Origin of the sequence: Candidatus Accumulibacter similis, from assembly GCA_013347225.1 — a bacterium.
Taxonomy (GTDB): domain Bacteria; phylum Pseudomonadota; class Gammaproteobacteria; order Burkholderiales; family Rhodocyclaceae; genus Accumulibacter; species Accumulibacter similis.
In genome coordinates, this window is record CP054595.1 from 3,534,517 (window position 1) to 3,554,747 (window position 20,231).

General features: G+C 66.7%; 21 protein-coding genes and 1 pseudogene. All 22 read right to left on the reverse strand.

From position 1 onward, the window contains the following. Position 1 precedes the first annotated feature (1 nt). Entirely contained in the window at positions 2–637 is a 636-nt protein-coding gene (locus HT579_15430; GenBank protein QKS30193.1) for a hypothetical protein, read from the reverse strand. After that, complete coding sequence (locus tag HT579_15435; protein ID QKS30194.1) at positions 634–1,245, reverse strand: pilus assembly protein PilL; 612 nt, start codon at positions 1,243–1,245, stop codon at positions 634–636. The genes HT579_15430 and HT579_15435 overlap by 4 nt, the downstream gene beginning before the upstream one ends. 159 nt (positions 1,246–1,404) lie before the next feature. Continuing rightward, on the reverse strand, positions 1,405–3,687 hold the full coding sequence (locus HT579_15440) for a DEAD/DEAH box helicase (GenBank protein QKS30195.1): 2,283 nt from the start codon (positions 3,685–3,687) through the stop codon (positions 1,405–1,407). A 102-nt stretch (positions 3,688–3,789) separates the two neighbouring features. Continuing rightward, a complete protein-coding gene (locus tag HT579_15445) occupies positions 3,790–4,095 on the reverse strand; it encodes a hypothetical protein (protein ID QKS30196.1) in 306 nt (101 codons plus the stop codon). Positions 4,096–4,205: 110 nt separating this feature from the next. Continuing rightward, positions 4,206–5,321: an SAM-dependent methyltransferase gene (locus HT579_15450; GenBank protein ID QKS30197.1), complete on the reverse strand. Its 1,116-nt coding sequence runs from the start codon at positions 5,319–5,321 to the stop codon at positions 4,206–4,208. 70 nt (positions 5,322–5,391) lie between these two features. Further along, positions 5,392–6,048: a hypothetical protein gene (locus HT579_15455; GenBank protein QKS30198.1), complete on the reverse strand. Its 657-nt coding sequence runs from the start codon at positions 6,046–6,048 to the stop codon at positions 5,392–5,394. A gap of 510 nt (positions 6,049–6,558) precedes the next feature. Next, positions 6,559–7,386, reverse strand: a complete 828-nt coding sequence (locus tag HT579_15460) for a DUF945 domain-containing protein (protein QKS30199.1) — start codon at positions 7,384–7,386, stop codon at positions 6,559–6,561. Positions 7,387–7,523: 137 nt separating this feature from the next. After that, entirely contained in the window at positions 7,524–7,790 is a 267-nt protein-coding gene (locus HT579_15465) for a hypothetical protein (GenBank protein ID QKS30200.1), read from the reverse strand. A 7-nt stretch (positions 7,791–7,797) separates the two neighbouring features. Further along, positions 7,798–8,190 carry a hypothetical protein gene (locus HT579_15470; protein QKS30201.1) on the reverse strand — a complete coding sequence of 131 codons (393 nt, stop codon included), beginning with the start codon at positions 8,188–8,190 and terminating at the stop codon, positions 7,798–7,800. Between the two features lie 99 nt (positions 8,191–8,289). Further along, entirely contained in the window at positions 8,290–8,919 is a 630-nt protein-coding gene (locus HT579_15475; protein ID QKS30202.1) for a DUF3275 family protein, read from the reverse strand. 112 nt (positions 8,920–9,031) lie between these two features. Continuing rightward, positions 9,032–9,586 (reverse strand): DUF3577 domain-containing protein, encoded by a 555-nt coding sequence (locus tag HT579_15480; GenBank protein ID QKS31662.1) that lies wholly within the window; start codon positions 9,584–9,586, stop codon positions 9,032–9,034. A gap of 769 nt (positions 9,587–10,355) precedes the next feature. Continuing rightward, a pseudogene (locus tag HT579_15485) lies at positions 10,356–10,722 on the reverse strand (DUF3085 domain-containing protein). Between the two features lie 76 nt (positions 10,723–10,798). After that, positions 10,799–11,596: a GTPase gene (locus HT579_15490; GenBank protein QKS31663.1), complete on the reverse strand. Its 798-nt coding sequence runs from the start codon at positions 11,594–11,596 to the stop codon at positions 10,799–10,801. 294 nt (positions 11,597–11,890) lie between these two features. Beyond that, a complete protein-coding gene (locus HT579_15495) occupies positions 11,891–12,607 on the reverse strand; it encodes an ABC transporter substrate-binding protein (GenBank protein QKS30203.1) in 717 nt (238 codons plus the stop codon). Between the two features lie 80 nt (positions 12,608–12,687). Continuing rightward, the gene (locus tag HT579_15500; protein QKS30204.1) at positions 12,688–13,152 is read right to left on the reverse strand and encodes a hypothetical protein; all 465 of its coding nucleotides are present in this window, start codon (positions 13,150–13,152) and stop codon (positions 12,688–12,690) included. Positions 13,153–13,255: 103 nt separating this feature from the next. Beyond that, the gene (locus tag HT579_15505; GenBank protein ID QKS30205.1) at positions 13,256–13,648 is read right to left on the reverse strand and encodes a hypothetical protein; all 393 of its coding nucleotides are present in this window, start codon (positions 13,646–13,648) and stop codon (positions 13,256–13,258) included. Between the two features lie 25 nt (positions 13,649–13,673). Beyond that, positions 13,674–13,925 (reverse strand): hypothetical protein, encoded by a 252-nt coding sequence (locus HT579_15510; GenBank protein QKS30206.1) that lies wholly within the window; start codon positions 13,923–13,925, stop codon positions 13,674–13,676. A gap of 805 nt (positions 13,926–14,730) precedes the next feature. Further along, positions 14,731–16,749 (reverse strand): DNA topoisomerase III, encoded by a 2,019-nt coding sequence (locus HT579_15515; GenBank protein QKS30207.1) that lies wholly within the window; start codon positions 16,747–16,749, stop codon positions 14,731–14,733. 296 nt (positions 16,750–17,045) lie between these two features. After that, on the reverse strand, positions 17,046–17,429 hold the full coding sequence (locus HT579_15520; GenBank protein ID QKS30208.1) for a single-stranded DNA-binding protein: 384 nt from the start codon (positions 17,427–17,429) through the stop codon (positions 17,046–17,048). Beyond that, positions 17,426–17,977, reverse strand: a complete 552-nt coding sequence (locus tag HT579_15525; GenBank protein ID QKS30209.1) for a DUF3158 family protein — start codon at positions 17,975–17,977, stop codon at positions 17,426–17,428. The genes HT579_15520 and HT579_15525 overlap by 4 nt, the downstream gene beginning before the upstream one ends. After that, a complete protein-coding gene (locus HT579_15530) occupies positions 17,974–18,747 on the reverse strand; it encodes a TIGR03761 family integrating conjugative element protein (GenBank protein ID QKS30210.1) in 774 nt (257 codons plus the stop codon). Before HT579_15530 ends, HT579_15525 begins: the two co-directional genes overlap by 4 nt. 230 nt (positions 18,748–18,977) lie before the next feature. Then, positions 18,978–20,228, reverse strand: coding sequence for a hypothetical protein (locus tag HT579_15535; GenBank protein QKS30211.1), 1,251 nt, complete (start codon positions 20,226–20,228; stop codon positions 18,978–18,980). Positions 20,229–20,231 lie beyond the last annotated feature (3 nt).

Here is a 20,231-nt window from a genome sequence, read left to right on the forward strand (position 1 = left end):
CCTACGGCAGCGCGATGCGCTGGGCCTGGCCGTCCACGCGAAACACGGCGGCGCGTGCCTCGATCGCCAGCAAATGCCAAGCGCCCACGGCATCGCCTTCGCGCAGCAGCCAAACGTCCAGCACCGACGAGGCCTTGGGTGCCGTCACCGACAGGAAGCGCTCGCCGCCGCGCAGCTCCACGCCCACGACGTTGAACGGAGGCTCGGGCAACTTGGGCTTGGCCAGCTCGGCGGTGCGCCGGGGTGCCGCGGCGGTTCTCTTCATGCGCGCTTCGATGTCGCCCACGCGCGCCTGCAGCGCTTGCAAGTCACCGGCATGGGCGTCTCCCGCCTGGGCCTGCTCCACCTGCGCCAGGCGTTCGTCCAGCGTCTTGCGGGCGGCCTCGAAGTCGGGTTGGGTGACGGGCTTGGGCTGGTTCTTCGAGGCCGCCGCTTGCTGTTCGAGTTCGGCGACGCGCGTATTGAGCGCCTGCACGTGCGCATCCTGGGCGCTGGCCTGGCTCTGCTCGGTCAGGCGCGACAGGCCCACGCTGTTGACCACGGCCAGGATGCTCACGAGCAGCAGCCAGACGGCCGCTGCGATCTTCAACCAGCGCGCGCGGCCGGCGTTCTCGTCGGGAAGCTGCGGGATGGTCATGGCTGGGCCTCCTGGGGCACTTGTGAGTTGGCGGATTCAGCGGCCGGCGCACTCGACGCCGCAGCCGCAGGAATGGGGTTTGCGCTCGGCGCACGCGCGCTCGTCACGCGCGTGAAGCACACCGCACGCGCAGCGTCATCGACGGACAACTTCCAGGCCGGCCCGGCGAGCGTCAGCAAGGCCTCGCGCAGCGGCAGCGGCCCGAGCCGCAGATGCGCCGCCGGCAGCGGCAACGTGAACAGCGATGCAGCGTCCGGCGCGTCGCAAAGGCGGTAGCCGGTGCGCAGCAGCACGTGCCGCAGGGCATCGCCGACGCTCGCGTCGAAGGTCGGCGGAATCGAAATCTCGATCACCTGTCGCAGCAGGTCGCGCTGCGCGGGTTCCGGCACCATCTCGACCAGCGTGTAGCGGCCGTAGCGGGCCACTGGGATCTGGCCTTGCTCGGGCTCCGGGGAGATGGTCCTGGCAAACACCGCAGGCTCGGGAGGCGATTGGCGGGCAGCCGGGGTGCTCGCCGCGCCCGTCGCGGCGCAGCCGGCGATGAGCACGCAGCCGGCCAGCATGACAGGCACGGCCAGGCGATGAGCGACGCAGGTGAGTGGTTGCATGGGGCAGTTCCCTGGAACACGGAGCCCTCACCATCGCCGCCGCAGAGCGTTCGGGCAGCAAACAAAGGGAACTGGCATGCGCCCGACTTCATGGCGTGCCCTCGATGCGCAGGAAAAAAAAGCCGGCGCCCCGAAGGGCGGCCGGCGTGGGTTGGCGGATCAGGCCGCGACGAGTTGCCGGGCCAGTGCCACCTCGACGGAATCACCGTCCTGGTTCAGCACATCCAGTCCCGATTCGGGCACGTCTCCCGACGTGCTCTGCGAGACCATGATCTTCTTGGCCATCAACCCCAGGCAGGTCATCTGCGAGGAAGCCGCGTAGCCGAGGTAGATCACGCGAACCGGCTGCTTCTGGCCGATGCGCCATGAGCGCCTGGCCGCCTGCTGCAGGCTGTAGACGTTGTAGCCCGACTGCATGAACACGATCGTCGGAAACTCCAACAGGTCCAGGCCGGTTTTGACCAACTCGGGATTCGTGACCAACACGTCGATCCCGCGATCCAACTGCTCGGCGATCCAGTCCTCGCGGCGGGAGGCATCCACGCTTGCGCGCAGCACCGCCACCTTGAAGCCTTCCTGCTCCAGCAGCACCTTCAAGCGCGACGTGGTGTCGCGGGTGCCGGTGTAGACCGAATAGACCAGCGTCTTGCGACCCGCAGCCTTCTCCTGCTTGCAGATCTCGATCAGCTCGCGCTCCTTGGGCATCACCTCCAGCTCGTTGAATTGAGCCGGAACGAAAGCCAAGGTCTGGCGCGTGCGCGGATGCACCACCGTCTCCGACCGGAAGCAGCAATCCGGCCAGGCCAGCAGCACGTTGAGGACCACGCCGAGCAGCGTCGTGTCGCGCTTCGCCAGCGCCTGCTTCAGCGCTGAGGTCAGCCGGCTCGACAGGTCGCGATAGGCCGTGGCTTGCGCCGTGCCCATCGCCACCTCGCGGAACTCCTCGTCGTAGGACGGCAGCACATTGCCGCCGATGTCCTTGAGCTTGAGGAACACTGTGAACGGCAGGACGCAACGCAGCACGCCCTTGGGACCGAACCCGGGAGCCTTGACCGTTCTGACACTGACCTTCGTGCCCTTCGCGGTCTTGTGCGCCGCGCCCGTGCTCTCGGAATAGATGTCCTTGAGGATGCCGTGATCGCGCATGAACGCCATCGCGGCCGAAGTCATGCTGCCGCTCTTGGTCGGGCGGTAGCCGTCTTCGATCATTCGCCCTGGGAGGGCTCGGAACAGCAGGTGGAACAGGTCATCGCCATAGCCGCCCATCAGCGTGCCGGTGAGCAGCAAGGTCTTGCGCGCCTTCGCTGCGAGCACGCCCATGGCCTGGCCTTGGGCACTGCCGCCGTTCTTGTACTCGTGCGCCTCGTCGGCGATGAGCAGGTCGAACGTGCCTTGCGGCAGGTAGCGTTTGACGAACTCGGACGGCTGGTAGCCGCCTTCGCCGAAGCCGAACTCCATGTTCGCCATCGCCCGCTCCATGCGGTGCGCCTGACGATCCGAGAAGACCAGCTCGCCGTTGGCATCCATGAGGTTGATGAACTCGTGGATGTTGTCGCCCAGCATCGAGGCCAGGAAGCCGTCGCCGAATTTCTTCATCAGCTTCTGCGCGGTGACTTCCCCGATGGTCGGGATGCGCTGCAAGGCTTTGAAGACCGCCGTGGACTGGTCGCTTGCGGACAAGCTCCGCGGTCGCATCAGCGTCCACAGCGGTGCGGCGCAATGGCTGCACCGGCGGCGGTAGTCCTCGGCTTCGAGTTCGACCGGGTTGATCGGCTCGCCGTCGAGGTTGGTGATGACCTGGCCGCAGTCCGGGCATGCGCCCACGTCGCCGTGCCGCGTGCGCCGCACGTTGAAGACGGGCTTCCAATGGAAACCCATGCGCATCCGCACACGCCCGAGCACGAAGAACTCCTGGCCGCGCACGGGCACGCCCAACTGCTCGCGCAGCTTGATGAGCTTGACCAAGGTGTCCGGGCCATTGAGCACCCAGACCTTGGCTCCGGCCACGGTCTCCTGGATTTCTCGGCGCCACTTGTAGACCAGGTGCGGCGGCGAAAGGACCAACGTGCGGCGATAGCCTTCGGCGTGCAGCACGGCCGCCGTGGCGATGCCAACGGTGGTCTTGCCGCAGCCCATCTCGCCATTGACGATCGCGGCGCGTTCGCCGCGGTCGGCCAGCAGCTCGGTGACGGCATGCACCACCTCGGCTTGCGCGCCGAACAGCTTGCGCTTGAGACTTGCCAGCACGAGCTGGCGATGCGGCCGGGCCTGGCCGGTGTAGACGGGAGGGTTGGCGCGGTTGAGCGAATCCAGCAGCTCGTCGCCGAATTCGGCAACGAAGTCCTGAAGGCTCATCGCCAAGGGAGAAGCAGCCGCTTCGAGCAGGTCGCCCTGGACGGACGTGCCATCGGCGGCGGGAACAACTTCGGTATCGAGGGACATGGTGATGCTCCAATGAAATGGGGCATGCACCTCCCCCTGCGGGGCGATGGCATGCCCCGGTGTGGGAAGAGAAGAACGGCACGTGGCCGCGGTGGATGAAGATCAGTATTCGCTGGGCAGCAGCAGCGTGGTCACGCTGCGATCCCATTCGGTGATGATCCAAAGCTTCAGGTCAGGCGCGACCTGGTAGGACGAGAACAGCCGATCCTCGCCGGAGCGCAGCGCGGCGTCGTTCTGCCGCCGGTCGCTGTCGTCGAGGTCGCCCCAATCGCCGCTGAGATGGCGGCACAGGTACGGCGCCGGATTGAGCCGGCCTTGCTGGACCAGCGCATCGATGCCGCAGGTCATGACCAGGTGCCCGGGGGCAAAGCGTGCTTGCGACGCCACGTTGAGAACTGCGAGTGCCATGGTGTTTCTCCTTCGGATGAAAGAGGGCCACGGCACCCCGCGGGGTGACATGGCCCCGTTGGGTGGGTGAGTGGTGGATGAAATGACGGCGAACCGTCAGGGAACAGCGATCAGCGGATGGTCAGCACCTCACCGCAGGTCAACGAGCCCGGTGTCATGTCCCAGGCGCGGATGACCGGCACGAACCTGTCGGTCAGGATGCGCGTTTCGGCCACGGTGCCGTCGTCGCGCTCGGTGTACTCGGTGTGCAAGGTCTTCTCCTTGTGCGTGTCGCCCTTGACGACGAGCACACGGCCCGTCTTGGACTTCACCACGCCGGAGATCGCACCCGCGGCGAGCGCCAAGGCGAGATGCCAATGCGACAACCCTCGCGCCGGAGGCCGCAGCGACTGCTGCGCGGCACCCAGGTGCGTGTCGAGCGTCGGCCAGAGTCCTTGCAGCCGGCCGACTTCCTCGGCGAACTGCTCGGGCTCCATCGTCACGCGGTAGAAGTGCTCCGGCTCGGCGGTGGCGGGCACCGTGTACGGCAGGAACGGCCATTCGACTGGCAGTTCCTCCGCTTCGGCGTCGCCAAGACCTATCTGCAGCAGCAGCGCGCGCGTGGCTTTGACCGCATCCGATGCCTGGTCGCGCTGGCGAACCCGGCGACCGAAGATCACGACCTGCCGGAACTGCGTGTCCACCGCGCGGTAGATGCGCAGTTCGGCGAAGTGCCGGGTCAGCCATCCGACCAGCTCGGCATCGAGCACGTAGTGCGGCACGATGTAGATCAGCACGCCGCCGTATTGCAGCAACGGCAGCGCACGCTGATAGAACAGCTTTTCCAGCCGGGCGCGGCCCTGGCCCTGGTAGCCGACGTTGCCGTTGGCATCCTTGGACAAGTCGCCATACGGCGGGTTGAGCCACAGCAGGCCGAAGCTCTGCCGGCTGATCAGCGTGTCCATCAGGTCGCCGTGGATGCAGCGATCGACCAGTTGCCGGGCATGGCGTGCACGCTCGGCGTCGTACTCGACGGCGAAGGCCTGGACTTGCTCACGCCCGAGGGCGTGTGCGGCTTCGGCGATCGCCACGCCTTCGCCGGCGCAGGGATCGAGGATGCACATCGGCCCGTTCGATGATTCGGCGGGCGCCAGTGCGGCGAGTGCTCTTTCGAGCGTGGGTTCATCCGTGGGGAAGTACCCGTTCTTGACGAAGTTGCGGGCGAGCCGCGGGAACATGAGGGCCATGGGAATCTCCTGGCAGTAGATGAATTGAAGGGGGCGGACACGCGGGGCGTGCATGTCCGGTGAGAGAACCTCAAGCCACCGCTTCGAGCGGTCGTGCCGAGAGGATGCGGCTGGCGGGCGTGTCGGCGACGAGCGCCCCGCTGCGGATCAGGCCGCCCAGCACCTGGGTCAGCACGGGCACGTCGATGGCGAGCCGATGGCCTTCCAGAGGCCCGAGGGCAAGCGGCAGGCGCGTCAGCATCGACTTCGCCTGCAGCAGGTCCAGCACGACATCGCGCCAGGGATCGAGAAGCGGCAGCGGGCAGGTATCCCGCACCAGCTTCCACAGCCGTTCGAGCCGGTGAGAGGAATCGCGAGGCAGGAGCGCCAGCGCGCTGGCGTTGGCCTTGTCGGGCTTGACGCAGCGCCGATCGAACAGCCAGATGTTGGTCAGCGAGCCGAACAGCGTGCGCCGATAGGCGCGCGCGCTGCGCTTTTCCAGGTTCTCGGCGTTGCCGACGAAGACCGGGATGCTCGCGCCCTGCTCGGTGATGACGTGGAACTGATCCAGTCCCTGTTCGTCCCGGCCCAGGGTGATGCGGGCCAGAAATTCCTGGACGGCGGTGTCGCGCGCCCAGACAGAGATGAAGACCAGGTTGCCGTTCTCGTCACCGACGCAGCCATCGGCCATCAGGTCGGGGCATTCGTCGATGCGATAGAGCGTCTTGGAGGAAGAAGGTGCAGGCATGGTGATGCCCTCGAAGTGAGCGGAGACAGCACCGCCCGCGAGGGCAGTCACTGCCCCAGGGGGATGGAAGAAAACGCGGTGAGCGTCGTGGCGAAGAATCAGACCGTGCGTCGCAACGCACCGTAGCCTTGAAGGTCTGGGCTACCTGGGCATGTTGTCGGCAGCGCCGACGGACATGGGCCATAGCCTGCGCCAAATTGCGCAGACAGCAGGAGCGGAAAACCGACCCGGCGCGCAACCCTGTTTGCCTTGGCGCATCGCCTGCAATGGCGGAAGGCGGAAGGACCGCCACAAAAGAAAGCCGCCTCGGGAACACCGAGGCGGCAAAGACGACTGCTTGGCTCAGTGAGGAAAAGCCAGGGAGGTATGCAGTCGGACCTCAATTTTCGCGGCGGCAGCGAATTGCCGCACTAGGGGTGCACCGAACCAAATTGAACGTGGTGCGCTGGCAGCACAGCGCCAGCAAGAGAAAAGCGGACCATGCCGCGATGGGCACGATCCGCTTGTGGGTCAGGCTTTGAGCTGACGCAGGCCATCCGCGAGCAGCCACAGCGCCCGGTTGAGCCGGACGTTCTGGTCGATGCCCTGGACGGGTCGCGTGCGTTGCTGCCGCCCGCTGGCGGCACGGCCGGTCAGGCCGCCCTTGACCAGGTTCTCCTGGACCCGGTTGAAGACCGACCACAGATCGGCGCGGTTGTCGTCGTGACGACGGGGCCGCAGGATCTGGGTCTCCGTGATGGGCAGGGCCTTGCCCGAATCGTCGTACTTCAAGGTCAGCGCCGATCTGGCGAAGACCTCGGCCTCGCCGTCGTCCAGCGTGATGACCCGCATGGCGTCGCGCGAATCCTGCACGCGCTCGAAGCCGTGCAGCACCTCGTAGGCGCCTTCGATCACGTGATCGGTGACGCTGCCCTTGTGGGGCACGCGCACGTCGGCAAAGGTGTCGCCGCAGACCAGGCCGTTGTGGCAGGCGAATCTGAACATGCCCGCGAGCATCTGGTAGCTGCTGCTGCCGTCGTGCGAGTTGAGCAGGATGATCTCGTTCGCCTCGGCGCCGTTGATCTGGCTGGCGTGGCGAAGGCGCAGCATGTGCTTGGTGTAGTCGCGGCGATCCTCGTGTCGCACGCGAGTCTGGCACACCATGAACGGCTGGAAGCCTTCCTTGCGCAGTTCGGTCAGCACAGCCGCCGTGGGGATGTAGCTGTACCGTTCGGAGCGGCTTTCGTGCGGGGTGTCCGCGAAGATGGACGGGGCCACGGTGCGAATCTGATCGTCCGACAGCGGATGGTCGGCGCGCAGCACCGGGGAACGAGAGGCAAAGCGGGATGCGAGTTGCATGACGATCTCCTTGCGGAATGGAGCAATCGGCATCCAGCGGCCGAGGCCGGATGCGCGCGATTGCGTGGGACGAAGAAAAGCCCTGCTGAACAGGGCCTGGTGAAAGGAATGAAGAAGCGGGCCGTGGAAGGGCCGGCCTATGGGGGCGGAACCGGCTCCCAGCCGCGGCTGTGCGGGTCGAAGCACAGCGCCTCGTGACCTTTGAGGATCGGCGTGAAGCCTTCGAGGAAGACGTGGCGCAGGTACAGCGCGCGGTAGGTCAGTGCCTGCCACGCCTGATCTTCGCCCAGGCCGTTGGCGATGAAGTGCTCGTGCAGCTCGTCGTCGGAAGCCTCGTTGTTGGCCAACTGGTCTTCGACGAAGCGAAGCAGCTCGGGCGGCAAGGACGACAGGATGGTGTCCATGTGCGCCTCACTCGGTGGCTGCATCGCCGCCCGCGCTGGTCGGTCGCTGCTGGTGGAAGGCATGCACCAGTGCGCGCCAGGTGGCGCACCGCTGCGGCGCCATGTCGAGATAGCGCAGCGGGCACGAGTAGTAGTACGGGTGCTCGGCCTCGACCAGGGACTTGTAGCCCCACTCGCGGCCTTCGCTTTCCAGCAGATGGCAGCCGATCAAGGTGGCCGACTCTCCGGGTGCGAGACCCAGGACGCCGGCCTGCTTGGCGGTGACACGCACCACCGTCCACAGCACGTTGCCGACCAGCGTGTGGTCGATGACCTCATTGCGCGACCGCTCGGTTTCCTCTGTTGCGGTCAGCTCGCGGATCAACTGATCGCGCGTCAAACGAACGAATGTCCAGCCCATGGAATGACTCCTGTGAGAAAGGGCCGGAGTCCTCCCGCCGGGGAAGGAACCCCGGCGGGTGGTGAAAGCCGCAGAACGCGGCGAGGTACGGCGGTCGGATCAGACCCTGGCGAGATGCCAGTCCTGGGACAGCGGAGCGAACTCGTAGCCCAGGTCGCCGAGGCGGTCGCGCTGCTGACGCAGCACGCGCCGATCCACGGTGGCATCGAGCTTGACGACATCGCCCAGCGGCCAGAGCGCACCGAACAGCACCGCGTCGCCGTCGTCTTCGGCATGGGCCGAAGCTTCGGCAGACGCAGCAGCCGGTTCGCTGCCGAACGGCGTGGTATCGACCAGCGGGTCGCGCGAACTGCGTGCCTTCTTCCGGCCGGCCGCCTTGGGGGCGGTCGTCGGCGTCGGCGTGGCGGTCTGCGCTTCCTCGTCGATTGGATCGACTTCCTGCGGACTCAGCCGGCGGGCGTCGTCGCGGCTCAGGGCATCGATGTTGGACAAGGTCATCCCGCCCAAGAGGGCGCGGATCTCGATGACCATGCGGCCGTTGGCGGTGTACGTGGACGGGCGAATCTCCGCGATGGCGAAATCGCCCTCGTACTTGCCTTCGGCGTACTGGTCGAGTTCGGCGTTCTTCACGACGAACTCGCCGATGGAGGTCGCGAGGCGGCCGACGTTGAAGTCGCCGTTGCGGCCGTGGATGGTCTTGATGGCCAGTTGGCCGGGAATGTTGATCATGAAGAACTCCTGCGGACGAAGCTGCGATCACGCACACGGCCGTCATGGCGACGGCGCGCATGCGCACGCGAGTGGGAAGAAGACAAGGCCCCAGGGAGCGGGGCCTTGCGGATCAGAACGACTCGGCAACTTCCAATGCGGGGGCATCGGCAGTGGCTTCATCGGCAGCTTCGGCGGCGTGCCTGGCAGGCTCGGACGCAGCGGCTTGCGGCTCGGCGGAAGTCGCGGGGACATCCGTGTTGCGCGTGTCGCGGTCGTCGGCGTCGGTCGGCTTGGGCTCGGCCTTGTAGACGAGCTTGCCGTCGACCTTGATCCAACTGACGAACAGCAGGCGGGCCTTGAGGCTCACCCCCTGCTCGCCGGCACGCTTGCCCTTGGAGTAGGTGAAGGTGTCGGTCCACAGGTCGCCCAGGCGGAAGCCGATCATCACTTTCTTTTCGGCATCGACCGCTTGGATGCAGCGGCGCACCAGGTGTTGCGCTTCGGAGCCCGAGACGCGCGTGTCGAAACGCACGTAGGCAACGTCATCGCTGGGGCCGTTGAGCGCCGCGATGTCGCAGGCCAGGAACGCATCGCCTTTCTTGGGCTTCACTTCGCGGATGCGATTGAGATACCCGAGTCCGGTGATGTGCAGGTCGAAGTAGGACTTGTCGGTGGAAGTGGTCATGGTGAATCTCCTGAGAACAAAGAGGCGGAGACACACCCGACCCAAGGCGGGGAAGGTGTGGAACCCCCGCATGGGTTGAAGGAACAGCTTGGGTGGCATCACCATCGGGAGAACCGATGGCCGTTCGCGCAGGGATGCCGGAGCGAACTGGTTGATCAACGCGGTCGGAACCGCGTCGCAGTCTTGAAGATCGAGACTGCCCGGGCATGCTGCTGACCGAAGTCAGCGGAACATGGGCCAAGCGTGGCGCTACGCCGGCACGCGCGCGAGCGGCAATCGGCACCGGCGGCTGTCCGCATTGGCAGCAAGCGCCAGGCCTCGCCGCTACGGCGCCTCCCACACCAGCTTGGGCACGCGCAGCGCCTCGGGGGTGTCCTGGCGCGGCCGGCGCGCTCGGTTCCAGTTGCCACCGTCCGACCAGGCGCCAGCCGGCCACCCGCAGGCTGGCGCCGCCCGCGGCCGGCAGCGTGTAGGTGATGAGGCGCGTGTAGCCCAACGCGCGTGCCGCGCGGCAGGCGGCCCGCGTAGAGCTTGCTGCAGGCGTTGGCCGTGCCATCGGTGCACAGCCGGGTAACTTCGAGCGTCCAGCCGTCATCGAGGTTCCGCGCCACCGGGCAGCCCACGATCACCACGCCGATGATGCGCCGGCTTGGTACCGTGCCGGCGTGAGCGGCCCGAGTCGGGCTGGAGACGAGCGCGTGAGATGCGGCCCTGAGCCGCGCCACCAAATAAAGAGAAGCCCCTGTGAGGGGGCTGGGAAGCAGGACGATCAGTGACCGGCCGGCGCAGCGGGCATGGGCTGCATCGACAGATGCGTGGCCGTGGCCGACACTTCGAGGTCGTCCTCGCTGTGCAGGATGTGGGCGAACACCCGTTCCTGCAAGGTCGAAGAACTCGCCGAAGTCGTCGCCGCCGAACTCGGCGCGCGCCAGTTCCCACCAGTCGTCGAACGCATCGACGTCGGGGTTGCAGCCCACGGCGTAGGCCATGGTCTTGCGCCGCCCATCGGGCCGGCTCTCGCCACGCTCGGCCATGAAATACACGCCCTGGTCCTTGACCAGGATGACGCGGCACTGGTTGGCCGCTGCCTCGGCGAGCACGGGCCGAAGCTGGGTGCCTTTGAATCGAACAGTCATGGAAGTGATCTCCAACGGAGGTAAGGAAGAAGGCTTCCCGCCGCGAGGACGGGAAGCCGCTTGGGGACGCAGGGGCTCAGTGCTGGACGGGCTTGCGACCGGACAGGCGCTGCACGCGGATGAGGCGCCAGCTCCCGTCGTCGATCAGCCGCTCCAGCACCTGGCCCAAGGTGTCGAAGAACACTTCATCGACCCGCTCCACCAACTCGCCGTCGTGGTGAAGTTCCACCGCGTAGGTGTCTAAGCCGCGTTCGTAGAGCACGGTGACGCGCCCCTGGAACTTCGCCGAGGCGACGGTGAAGCCGATGGCCGGCGGCGTGGCGATGATGTTGCTGGGGCTCGGATCGACCACCGTGAAGTCCCGCGCGCCGGCATCCACCAGCAGGTGCGTGATGCGCCGGAAACCATCGGGCGCGGGCAACTGCTCCAGTTGGTGGACCAGCTCCTGCAACTCGGGGCACTGCGGCTCGGCGATCGGCAGCTTGGCCGGCGCCGAACCCAGGATCAGTCGCTTCACCGTGTAGGGCTGGCCGTCGGCGGTGAACTCGGTGCTCTCCTCGGGCGTGTCCGCGCGCAGGCCGTCGAAGCGGCGTCGCGCATATGGTTCGACCTGCACCTTGGCGCCTTCATCGGGCACGTTGGTGACGAGCGCCTTGTCGAGCACCGCGAACTCGGCCCACCCCGTCTTGACGACGATGGCCTCGTCGGTGGTGGCGATGACCTTGCCCTCGAAGGGCTTGGGATCGATGTGGAAGCCCAGCGTCGAAACCTTGGGCTGACCATCGAAGATGTTGAACTTGAAGCTGCGGACGTTGGAGGGCACGTGGCCGCGAACCAGCGTCGGCATCTGTGCGCGGATGGCTTGGGTATCCATTGGGAAGCTCCTTGTGGCAATCCAAGAAACTTCCGCCCACAAGGGAGGCATGTCCCTTGGAGGTGAGGTGAATGGACGCGACATGCGCCCGGGAAGGAAAAACAACCAGCACGGCGAACCGCGCCGCAGCCTCGAAGGTCTCAACTGCCTGGGCATGCTTGCCGGCAACGCCAGCGAACATGCGAGCAGCGTGCATCACGCTCAAGGCCAGCGTCGCGCGGAAATCGGCATTGCGCCGCCACCGGCTTCGTCCGCAAATGAAACGAGCCCCGCGCGGGGGCTCGAAAGGTGGCGTTACTCGTCGTAGATCGGCAGTCCGTCCAGCACCGGCGCATCGGCATCGAATACCAGCATGCGCACGTCGGCGAGCGCGGCCAGGTGCAGCACGTGCAACAGGGATTCAGGCATGCCCTTCTTGCGGTGCTCCTGCATCAGCCGCTTGACCGTGATGCCTTCGACCGCGCGCAGGTTCTCGTCGGTCCAGGGCGTGGCGATCAGCTTCAACCCGATGGCCGGGCTGTACGGGATGCGGAAGGCGACGAACAGGAACAGCGTCGGCGTGGCGATGTCCGCCAGCTCGGCGAGGAAGCGATGCGCGTCGGCGTCGAGATGCGCGCTGCTGATCTCCCAGCACCGGCTGTAGAAGCCGGTTTCATAGCGCAGGCGCCGCACGACTTCGCGGGCCGCTTCCTCGGAGTAGGTGTCACCCACGTGCAGCGGCTTGCCTTCTTCCTGGGCCAATACGGCATAAACGACGTTGCGGACCAGTCCGTGGCTGGGGCAGATCGCCTGCAGTTCGTCGGGGACCGCCTGGTCCTCGGTGATCAGCATGAAGTCGTCCGAGAAGACGCAGGCACGCCGCTCGACCTGGCTGTCCGGCAAATGCGACTGCGAGGGGTGCAGCGGCAAGTATGTCAGCGGGCAGTCGTCGTCGTAGGAGACGGCGAGCAGCCGCTGGACGGACAGGCCGTCGTAACCGCGGACAAAGGGATTGTTGTTTGAGTAGGACATGGGATTTCTCCAGCAGAGGATGGCCGAGGCAATCCCCTGCTGGGGATTGAACCCCAGCGGGTGGATGAAGTGGCAGCCGGTCAGCCGGCGGCAGCCGAGGACGGGTCGCCCAGCGCCTTCAACAGGTCGGTCAGGCCGCCATTCGCAAGCTGGTACAGGCGGTTGTAGTCATCGCCGGTCGGTGCTTGCTCCAGGCGGTCAAGCCGCGCATCCAGGTCGAGGATGCTCTGGCGCACGTCGCGGGCGATGCTCAGCGCAGAGGGTTTCTCGGCCGGCCTGCGTGCATCGAGTGCCGAAAGAATCTCGGCCGGCGACGGGTAGCGGCAGTCGCGTCCGTACTCGACCGGGAACACCTCTCGGCCGGTCAATCCGGCGTTCGGCGCTCCGGTGCCGATGCGCAGCACGTTCTCGTCGGGGACACCGTGGCCGGCGTAGTCGAACACCACCGTGCGCGGCTTGCGCATGTCTGCCGGCCAGCCTTCAAGGATGACCGCATCGATGTCGTCGTCGGTCACGAGCAGATCGATGGAAATGCCAGGGGACATGAATCGCTCCTTTCAAGAAAAGGAGGGACATGCCCCCATGCAGGGACGCATGTCCCTCGTGGGGTAGGAAGAAAAGAGGAACGTCGGCAGACCGCAGTGCGGCTCACCAGCCGTTGTAGTTCAGCGTCAGGTCGGCAATGACCTTGCGCCGCTCCAGGTCGAGGCCGCCCAAATCGGACAGACCCTCGAAGCCGCAACGCTTGAGCATCGCGCCGCCCTCGCGGGCGTTGTAGAAGCTCACCATCGCGGACAGGAACATCCGCTGGCCGCTGCTCAGGACACCGAGGGCGTCATTGAGCATCAGCAGCTTCGGCCGCAGATCCCACTTGGTGGTGGCACGCTGCAGGCCTTCGCGGGTGCCGTCGCCGAACCATTCGGCCCCGGCGATATGGACGCCGCGTTTCCACGCCTCGAAGAAGGCTTGGGGCGCGGCGGTGAAGTGCTGGTGTTCCAGCTCGATCTGATCAAGTACCTCTTGAGGCAGGGCACGGTTCATGACATGGGCTCCTGGTGGTTGGACATCACGGGTTGAGGCGCTGCTGCCAGCGGCCCGTTTGCAGGGCGTGCTCGGCGGCGTGGTGCGAGCGGAAGTAGCTGACCGACTCGCGCGAGACCGGGCCGTCCGCATCGGCGGTGCCGATGTAGTGGCCGGCCGCGCTGCACAGCACCTGCAGGGGCAGGCGCTTGCCGACGTAGGCCAGGGCCTGGTAGCCGATGGACTCGGCGCGGGCCTGTTCGACGCTCAGCGGCGCCGATGCGAACGCAAGGGACATGGGTTTCTCCTGGTGGTTGAAGACCGGGAGCACCACGCCCTGTCGGGAGCGGATACCTCCCGAAGGGTTGAACATCAAAAGCACCGGCGTCGTGACGACGCGCGTCCGCGGTGGTCGGTGCGAAGCGGACTGGATCGGTCAACGCGGCGAACCGCGTTGCAGCCTTGAAGACCGGGGCTGCCAGGGCATGGTGCTGACGACCGTCAGCGACACATGCGGGAAGGATGGAAGCGCGGCAGCGCGCCGTCGCCGATCAAACGGAACCGAACGCCGTCCGGTTTGGCCCGAGCTCTGATGCAAGAGCCGATGCACGTCCGTCTGCCCACGACAAAGGCGCCGAAGCCCCAAAGGACTTCGGCTGGAGAGGAATCAATCCACCTGTGGGCTGCAAGCAGGCCAGGCCGTCGTCAAAGCCATTCGCTGCGTCAGCAATCTCACCCGACCCGTTTCGTGGCTGGGGCCGGCATCCTCTGGCGTGTATCCACACACAAAGGGAGCCCGTTGTTCCGCCGGCGGGCACCGGCACCGAATACCGTGGACCGCAAGCGGTCTCCTGGCACCTCGCAGCCTTGCGGGCTAAGGCGTCAGGAGACCGCTCGCGGATGGACGGAAGCACCTCGATCAACGGAACCGCGACAGACGCGATTCGATGGAGCAATGACCTTCTCGTCCTGCAAGCCGTGATCGGCTCGTGCAGGACGCGCACACCGTTGCAGAAGGGGACGCGCGCTGGGGAGTCCCGCGGGGTGCGGGAGGTTTGCCCCGCCGTCGGCAGCAGCCGGCGTGGCAGAGGGAGACGTGGGCGTCAGCTCGCCTTGGGGCGCCGGCGCCGCGGGCTGGATGCGCCGCGCTTGCTTGCCGCAGCTTCTTCGATCGGCTGCGTGGCCTTGCAGTCCGGGTAGCGGCTGCAAGACCAGAACGCGCCGCTCTTGCCGCTGCGCTGGCGCATCGGTGCGCCGCACTGCGGGCAGCTCGGCGCGGGCGGCAGCTTGAGGTCGAGCGAGGCGCCGCGGTACTGCTGCACGAGCTGGGTGACCCAGCTCGATTGCTTGACGATGAAGGTGTCCAGCGTCATCTGGCCGGCCTCGATCATATCCAGCGCCTGCTCCCACACCGCCGTCGTGCCCGGATCGGCGATGGCCTCCGGCACCGCGTCGATCAGCGTGAAAGCCGCATCCGACGCGCGGATGGCACGGCCCTTCTTCAGGAGATAGCCGCGGGCCAGCAGCCCGCTGATGATGTTGGCGCGCGTGGCCTCGGTGCCGATGCCCGTGGTGTCCTTGAGCTTCTGTTTCAGGCGCGGGTCGGTCACGAGCTTGGCGACGCCCTTCATGGCTTTGACCAGCTCGCCCTGGGTGTAGGGCTTGGGCGGCAGCGTCTTCAACGCCTTCAGTTCGACCTGGCCGACCTGACAAGAAGCTCCGGCACACAACGCCGGCAGCACCTGCCCGCGCTGCGCGTCTTCGCCGTCACCGTCCTCGGGCTCCGGCGCCGCCAGTACCTGGCGCCATCCGGCCACCGCGATCTGCTTGCCGACTGCGAGCAGCGACTGTCCGCCGCATGTGAGCTGCGCCACTGTCCGGTCGAACTCGTGGTGCGGCAGGAACTGCGCGACGTAGTGGGCGCGGATCAGCCGGTAGACGGCCAGCTCCTTCTCGCTCATCGCCGAGAGGTTGGCCGGTTCCAGCGTCGGAATGATGCCGTGGTGCGCCGTGACCTTGCCGTCGTTCCAGGCCCGCGAACGCTGCTGGCGATCCAGGCGGTCGATCAGCGGCCGCAGGCTGGGATCGGTCTTGACCAGGCTGTCGAGGACGGCCGGCACCTCGGCCAGCATGCTCTCGGGCAGGTAGCCGGAATCCGAGCGCGGATACGTCGTCGCCTTGTGCGTCTCGTACAGCGCCTGGGCAATGTCCAGCGTTTCCTGCACGTCGAGGCCCAATTGCTTGGAACACACTTCCTGCAAGGTGCCGAGGTCGAACGGCAGCGGCGGGCCTTCGCGCACGCGCTCGGTCTCCACCGACAGCACCTTGGCGGCGCCGGTCGCGCGCAGGCGCTCGGCGGCCTGCTGCGCCGCGGGCTGCTGTAGGCAGCGGCCGGCGTCGTCGGTGCTGCCCTGCGGCGGCGTCCAGCTTGCGACGAAGGACTGGCCCGCATGCGAGAGCGCTACCTCGATGGCCCAGAACGGCACCGAGACGAACCGTGCGATCTCGCGATCACGGTCCACGACCAGCTTGAGCGTCGGCGTCTGCACGCGGCCGACCGACAGCACGCCGTTGTAGCCGGCCTGGCGCCCGAGCAGCGTGAACAGGCGGCTAAGGTTCATCCCGATCAGCCAGTCGGCACGCGATCGGGCGAGCGCGGAGAAGTACAGCGGCAGCGTCTCGGCGGATGGCTTGAGCGCGCCCAGCGCCTTGCGAATGGACGCATCGTTGAGCGCCGACAGCCACAGCCGCTGGATCGGGCCGCGATAGCTGCAAAGCTCGATGATTTCGCGGGCGATCATTTCGCCCTCGCGGTCGGCGTCGGTGGCGATCACCAGCTCGCCAGCCTTGGCGACGAGCTGTTGTACGACCTTGAACTGCGCCGCGGTCGCCGCCTTGGGCTCAACACGCCAGCGCTGGGGAAGAATGGGCAGTTGCTCGATGGCCCAGCGCTTGTACTGCTCGCCGTAGCCTTCGGGCGGAACCGCCTCGACAAGATGACCGATGCACCAGGTCACGATGACACCCGCACCGCTGTAGTAGCCCTTGCCCCGTTGGCCGGCGCCCAGCACACGGGCGATGTCCTTGCCCTGGGACGGCTTCTCGCACAAGTACACGCGCATGAAGCCTCCTCGAAAAGTGCGGTTGATCGGATGGCCCCAGCTTGGCCGGGCCAGCGGACGACGGCAGCAAGGAAGCCGATTGGCGCAGACACCGCTTTGTGATCGGCGGGCGATGCGTTGCCGCAGCAGTACGAGTTGACCGCAACGGCTGGCGCAGCGGGAGCGTCGTTTCGGGAGGGCGGCTGGAACTCGGTGGAACACCATGGAGCTATCCCCTGGGGATAGCTGGTGCATGGCGGGCGTGTGACGGTTGCTACAGCCGCCCTCGGGCGGCGCGGTGCCGGGCAATGGGCGAGCTACTGCCCGCCGGCCGGCTTGGCGCTGAGCGTCACGGCCTCGATGCGGTACGGCAGGATGCCCACGCGCCGGGCCTCGATCTTGAACGTCGTGCGCTCGTTGTCGTCAGCGTCTTCCCACTCGTCCTTCACCGTGCGGCCTTCCACCAGCACGCGCATGCCTTTCTGGTACAGGTCTTTCCAGTGGTCGGCGTCGCGGTGCCACAGTTCCACCGGCGCCCAGAAGCCGCCGCGGTCCTCGTACTCGCCGTCCTTCTTCGGGATCGGGTTGTCGAAATAGACGTTCAGGCGCAGCAGCCGGCGCGGCTCGTCGTTGCCGTTGGGGAATTCGCGGTAGTCCGGCGCAGAACCGATGTTGCCCTCGCCGACGAAGTGCGTGCTCATGGTGACTCCTTGGGGTTGGTGGATGGAACGGACGCGGCATGCCCGTGGACACGCCGCAGGTAAGCCGCTTCGGCCTGCGCGGCCTTGCTGGCGCACTCCTGGGCCTGACGGCCCAGCGTGTGAAGGAGGCTGATCTGCATATTCAGCGCGATGCGCTGCAGCTCCATCGCGTACAGGTCGTCGATCAGCGAGGCCGGCGTCGCCGGGCGGTCGAGCAGCGATTCCCACAGCGCCACGCCCATCGAGGAACGGTCGTGGTTGCGCCAGCGCAGGAAGGTCGTGCCTGCGCCAGTGGTCTGCTGGGCCAGTTGCACGTCGAGCAGCGAGAAGGGATAGGCCCGCGCCTGTTGCAGCACGCGCCGATGCGCCAGGCCGATCAAGCCGTCGCGCAGCGCCGTGCACTGGTTGGCCCAGGCCTCCAGACTTCCCTTACCTTTAAAAGGCTGTAAAAGGCCTTTTAGGTAGCCCGCGTGTTCCAGGCGCTGGAAGTCTGCCTGCTCCAGCGGCAGGAAGCGCGCCGGTTGGCCGGTGGAAGACGATGCGGTCATGCCTTCGTGCCTTCACCGTCCTGGTCGTTGTCCGTCACGTCGACTGCGCCAGCCACGGGGGCGGCATCAGCGGCTGCACCAGGCTTGCCCGCCCGCCGCGCGATCGGTGGCGCAAAGCGCGAACGGCGTGTGCCTTCGAGCACGTCCTGCGGCAGCTCGCCGAACTTCTCTAACGCCGCCCGCGCCACCGCGTTCTTCGAGGCGAAGTCGTCGCGCGTCGCGCCGGAGTAGCGGTACTGCTGTGCCAGCGAGAACAGGCTGCGCAGCGCATGCGCGCCGTCGTTGAGCCAGCGTTCCAACGTGCTGCGGTCGATCAGCGCGGTGTGGTGGGCGAGGATCAGCTTGCGCGCCAGGTCGTCGTAGTCGGCCAGCAGGTACACCGCCATGAAGCCGAGCTGCGCATTGACGAACAGCGGCAGCTTCACCGGCTGCACGTTCATGTTTTCACCGAGCGACAGCGCGGGCGGCACGTCGGCCAGCGCCTGATCCACCTGCTCGCGCAACGCCTGCAAGCTCGCCTTGGTCTGCGTCAGCTTGTCCTCGACGCGCAGCATCCATAAATCCGAGTAGGGATCGTCCTGCTCGGCGCCGCGCTTCATCTTGTTCATCACGCTGATGTAGCCGTTGAGGCCGATGATCCCGGGGCGCCCCTCGGCGGGCGCTCGCCCATGCCAGATGCGTGAAGCGTGGTGGGTGTGCAGCGTCAGCGACATCGCGCTGCGCAGCGATCCGAGATTCAACTGCAGGGGCTGCTGGGATTCGTTGGCCATGGTGACGACTCGCTGTAAGGGAACGAGCCGCCAGCATCTGCATCGCCCGGAAGGGCGTCAGTCAACAAACCGCAGCCGGTGCGTCCCCGGTTGTCGTCTTGGGAAGGCCGCGTGTTCCATCTATCCCCTGGGGATAGGTCTGCACCTGGTCGCGACGACGTGATGCGCGACAAACCAGCGGCCGTCCGCCGGAAGGCTTGATGTCCCAGCCATCCCCTGGGGATAGCTGCTCAGGAATCGCCGAGCGCCGAACGCAGCTTCGCCAGGTAGGCTCGCGCCGCCTCGCGGCCAGGGCCGTTTGGAGCAGGCTGTGGAGGTGCAGAGGGTGCGGGTGCGGCTGGACGTGGCGGCGGCGACGACGGCAAAGGCGGCGACCCTGGCGAGCCGCCTTCGCCGGCCCAGGCCTTGAACTCGCCGCGGATTGCCTTCTGGATGATGCCGAACAGGTAGCCAGCCGGGTTGCGCACTGCGCTGTTGCGGCAGCGGGCATCCCATTCGTCCAGCACCGCCTGCCGCAGTAACTCGTCCACCTGCTGCAAGGCCACCAGCGCGCCGCTCTGCTGCTCGTCCTTCAAGCGCAGCAGGCGCTCGGGTAGGCGCACGTGCTGCAGCGCCTTCGCGCGCGGTACTGTACCTACTTGATTTATACGATCCATACGTACAGTACGGTCCTCCTTCGGATTCCGAAGTGAGCCGTCTAGCGCGGGTTTCAGCCCTGCTTCGGATTCCGAAGAGGGGCCATTTAGATTCCGAAGTAGGACGGCCTGGCCTTCTTCGGATTCGTGATCCACAGGCTCTTGTGGATAACTCGTATCGGCCCATTCGTTGCGGGCCATGCGCTGTGTCAGCACCTGTAGGCGTGTGGGCAGCGTGCGGCCATTGAGCATCGGGTCTTCGGCGATCTCGCGCAGGGTGTTCATGCCGACGATCTGCACTGCCTTCGCGGCATGGGTCAGCGCCTGGCTGACCAGGCCCAGGTAGTCGGGGTCGAGCTGCATCGCCTCGAAGGGCGTCAGCGGTTCGTCGTGCAGCACGTAGAGGTTGCCGAGGATGCGCCCGGTCTTCGGGTCGCGGCGCCGTCGCACCAGGCTCAGCCAGCGTGTCAACCGCAGCAGCGTCAAGGCGCGCGCCACGGTCTCATGCGAGGCCTGCGCCGCGCAGGGCATCGAGGCAAGGTAGGGCCGGAGCTGGTCGTAGGTGGGGAACGCCGTCACGCCATCGCTTTGAAGCTGCAGGCGGAACACCTGCCAGGCATTGCGCTCCAGCGGCGTCAGGCGCCGGTCGAGGAACAGCGCGCGCGGCACGCTCTCGTGCCGGTTGCCGCTGTAGAGGAAGCCATCACTGATCGGCGCGGCCGGCGACGTAGGGGCAGTGCCGCGTGGGGGTGGTGGTGCCGGTGGCACCAGCTCCCGCAGCGCTTCGTCGAACAGCGCCGACAGCGCCACGGGGCCATCGCGCCGGGGTGCGCCGCCGGTCGCCATGGC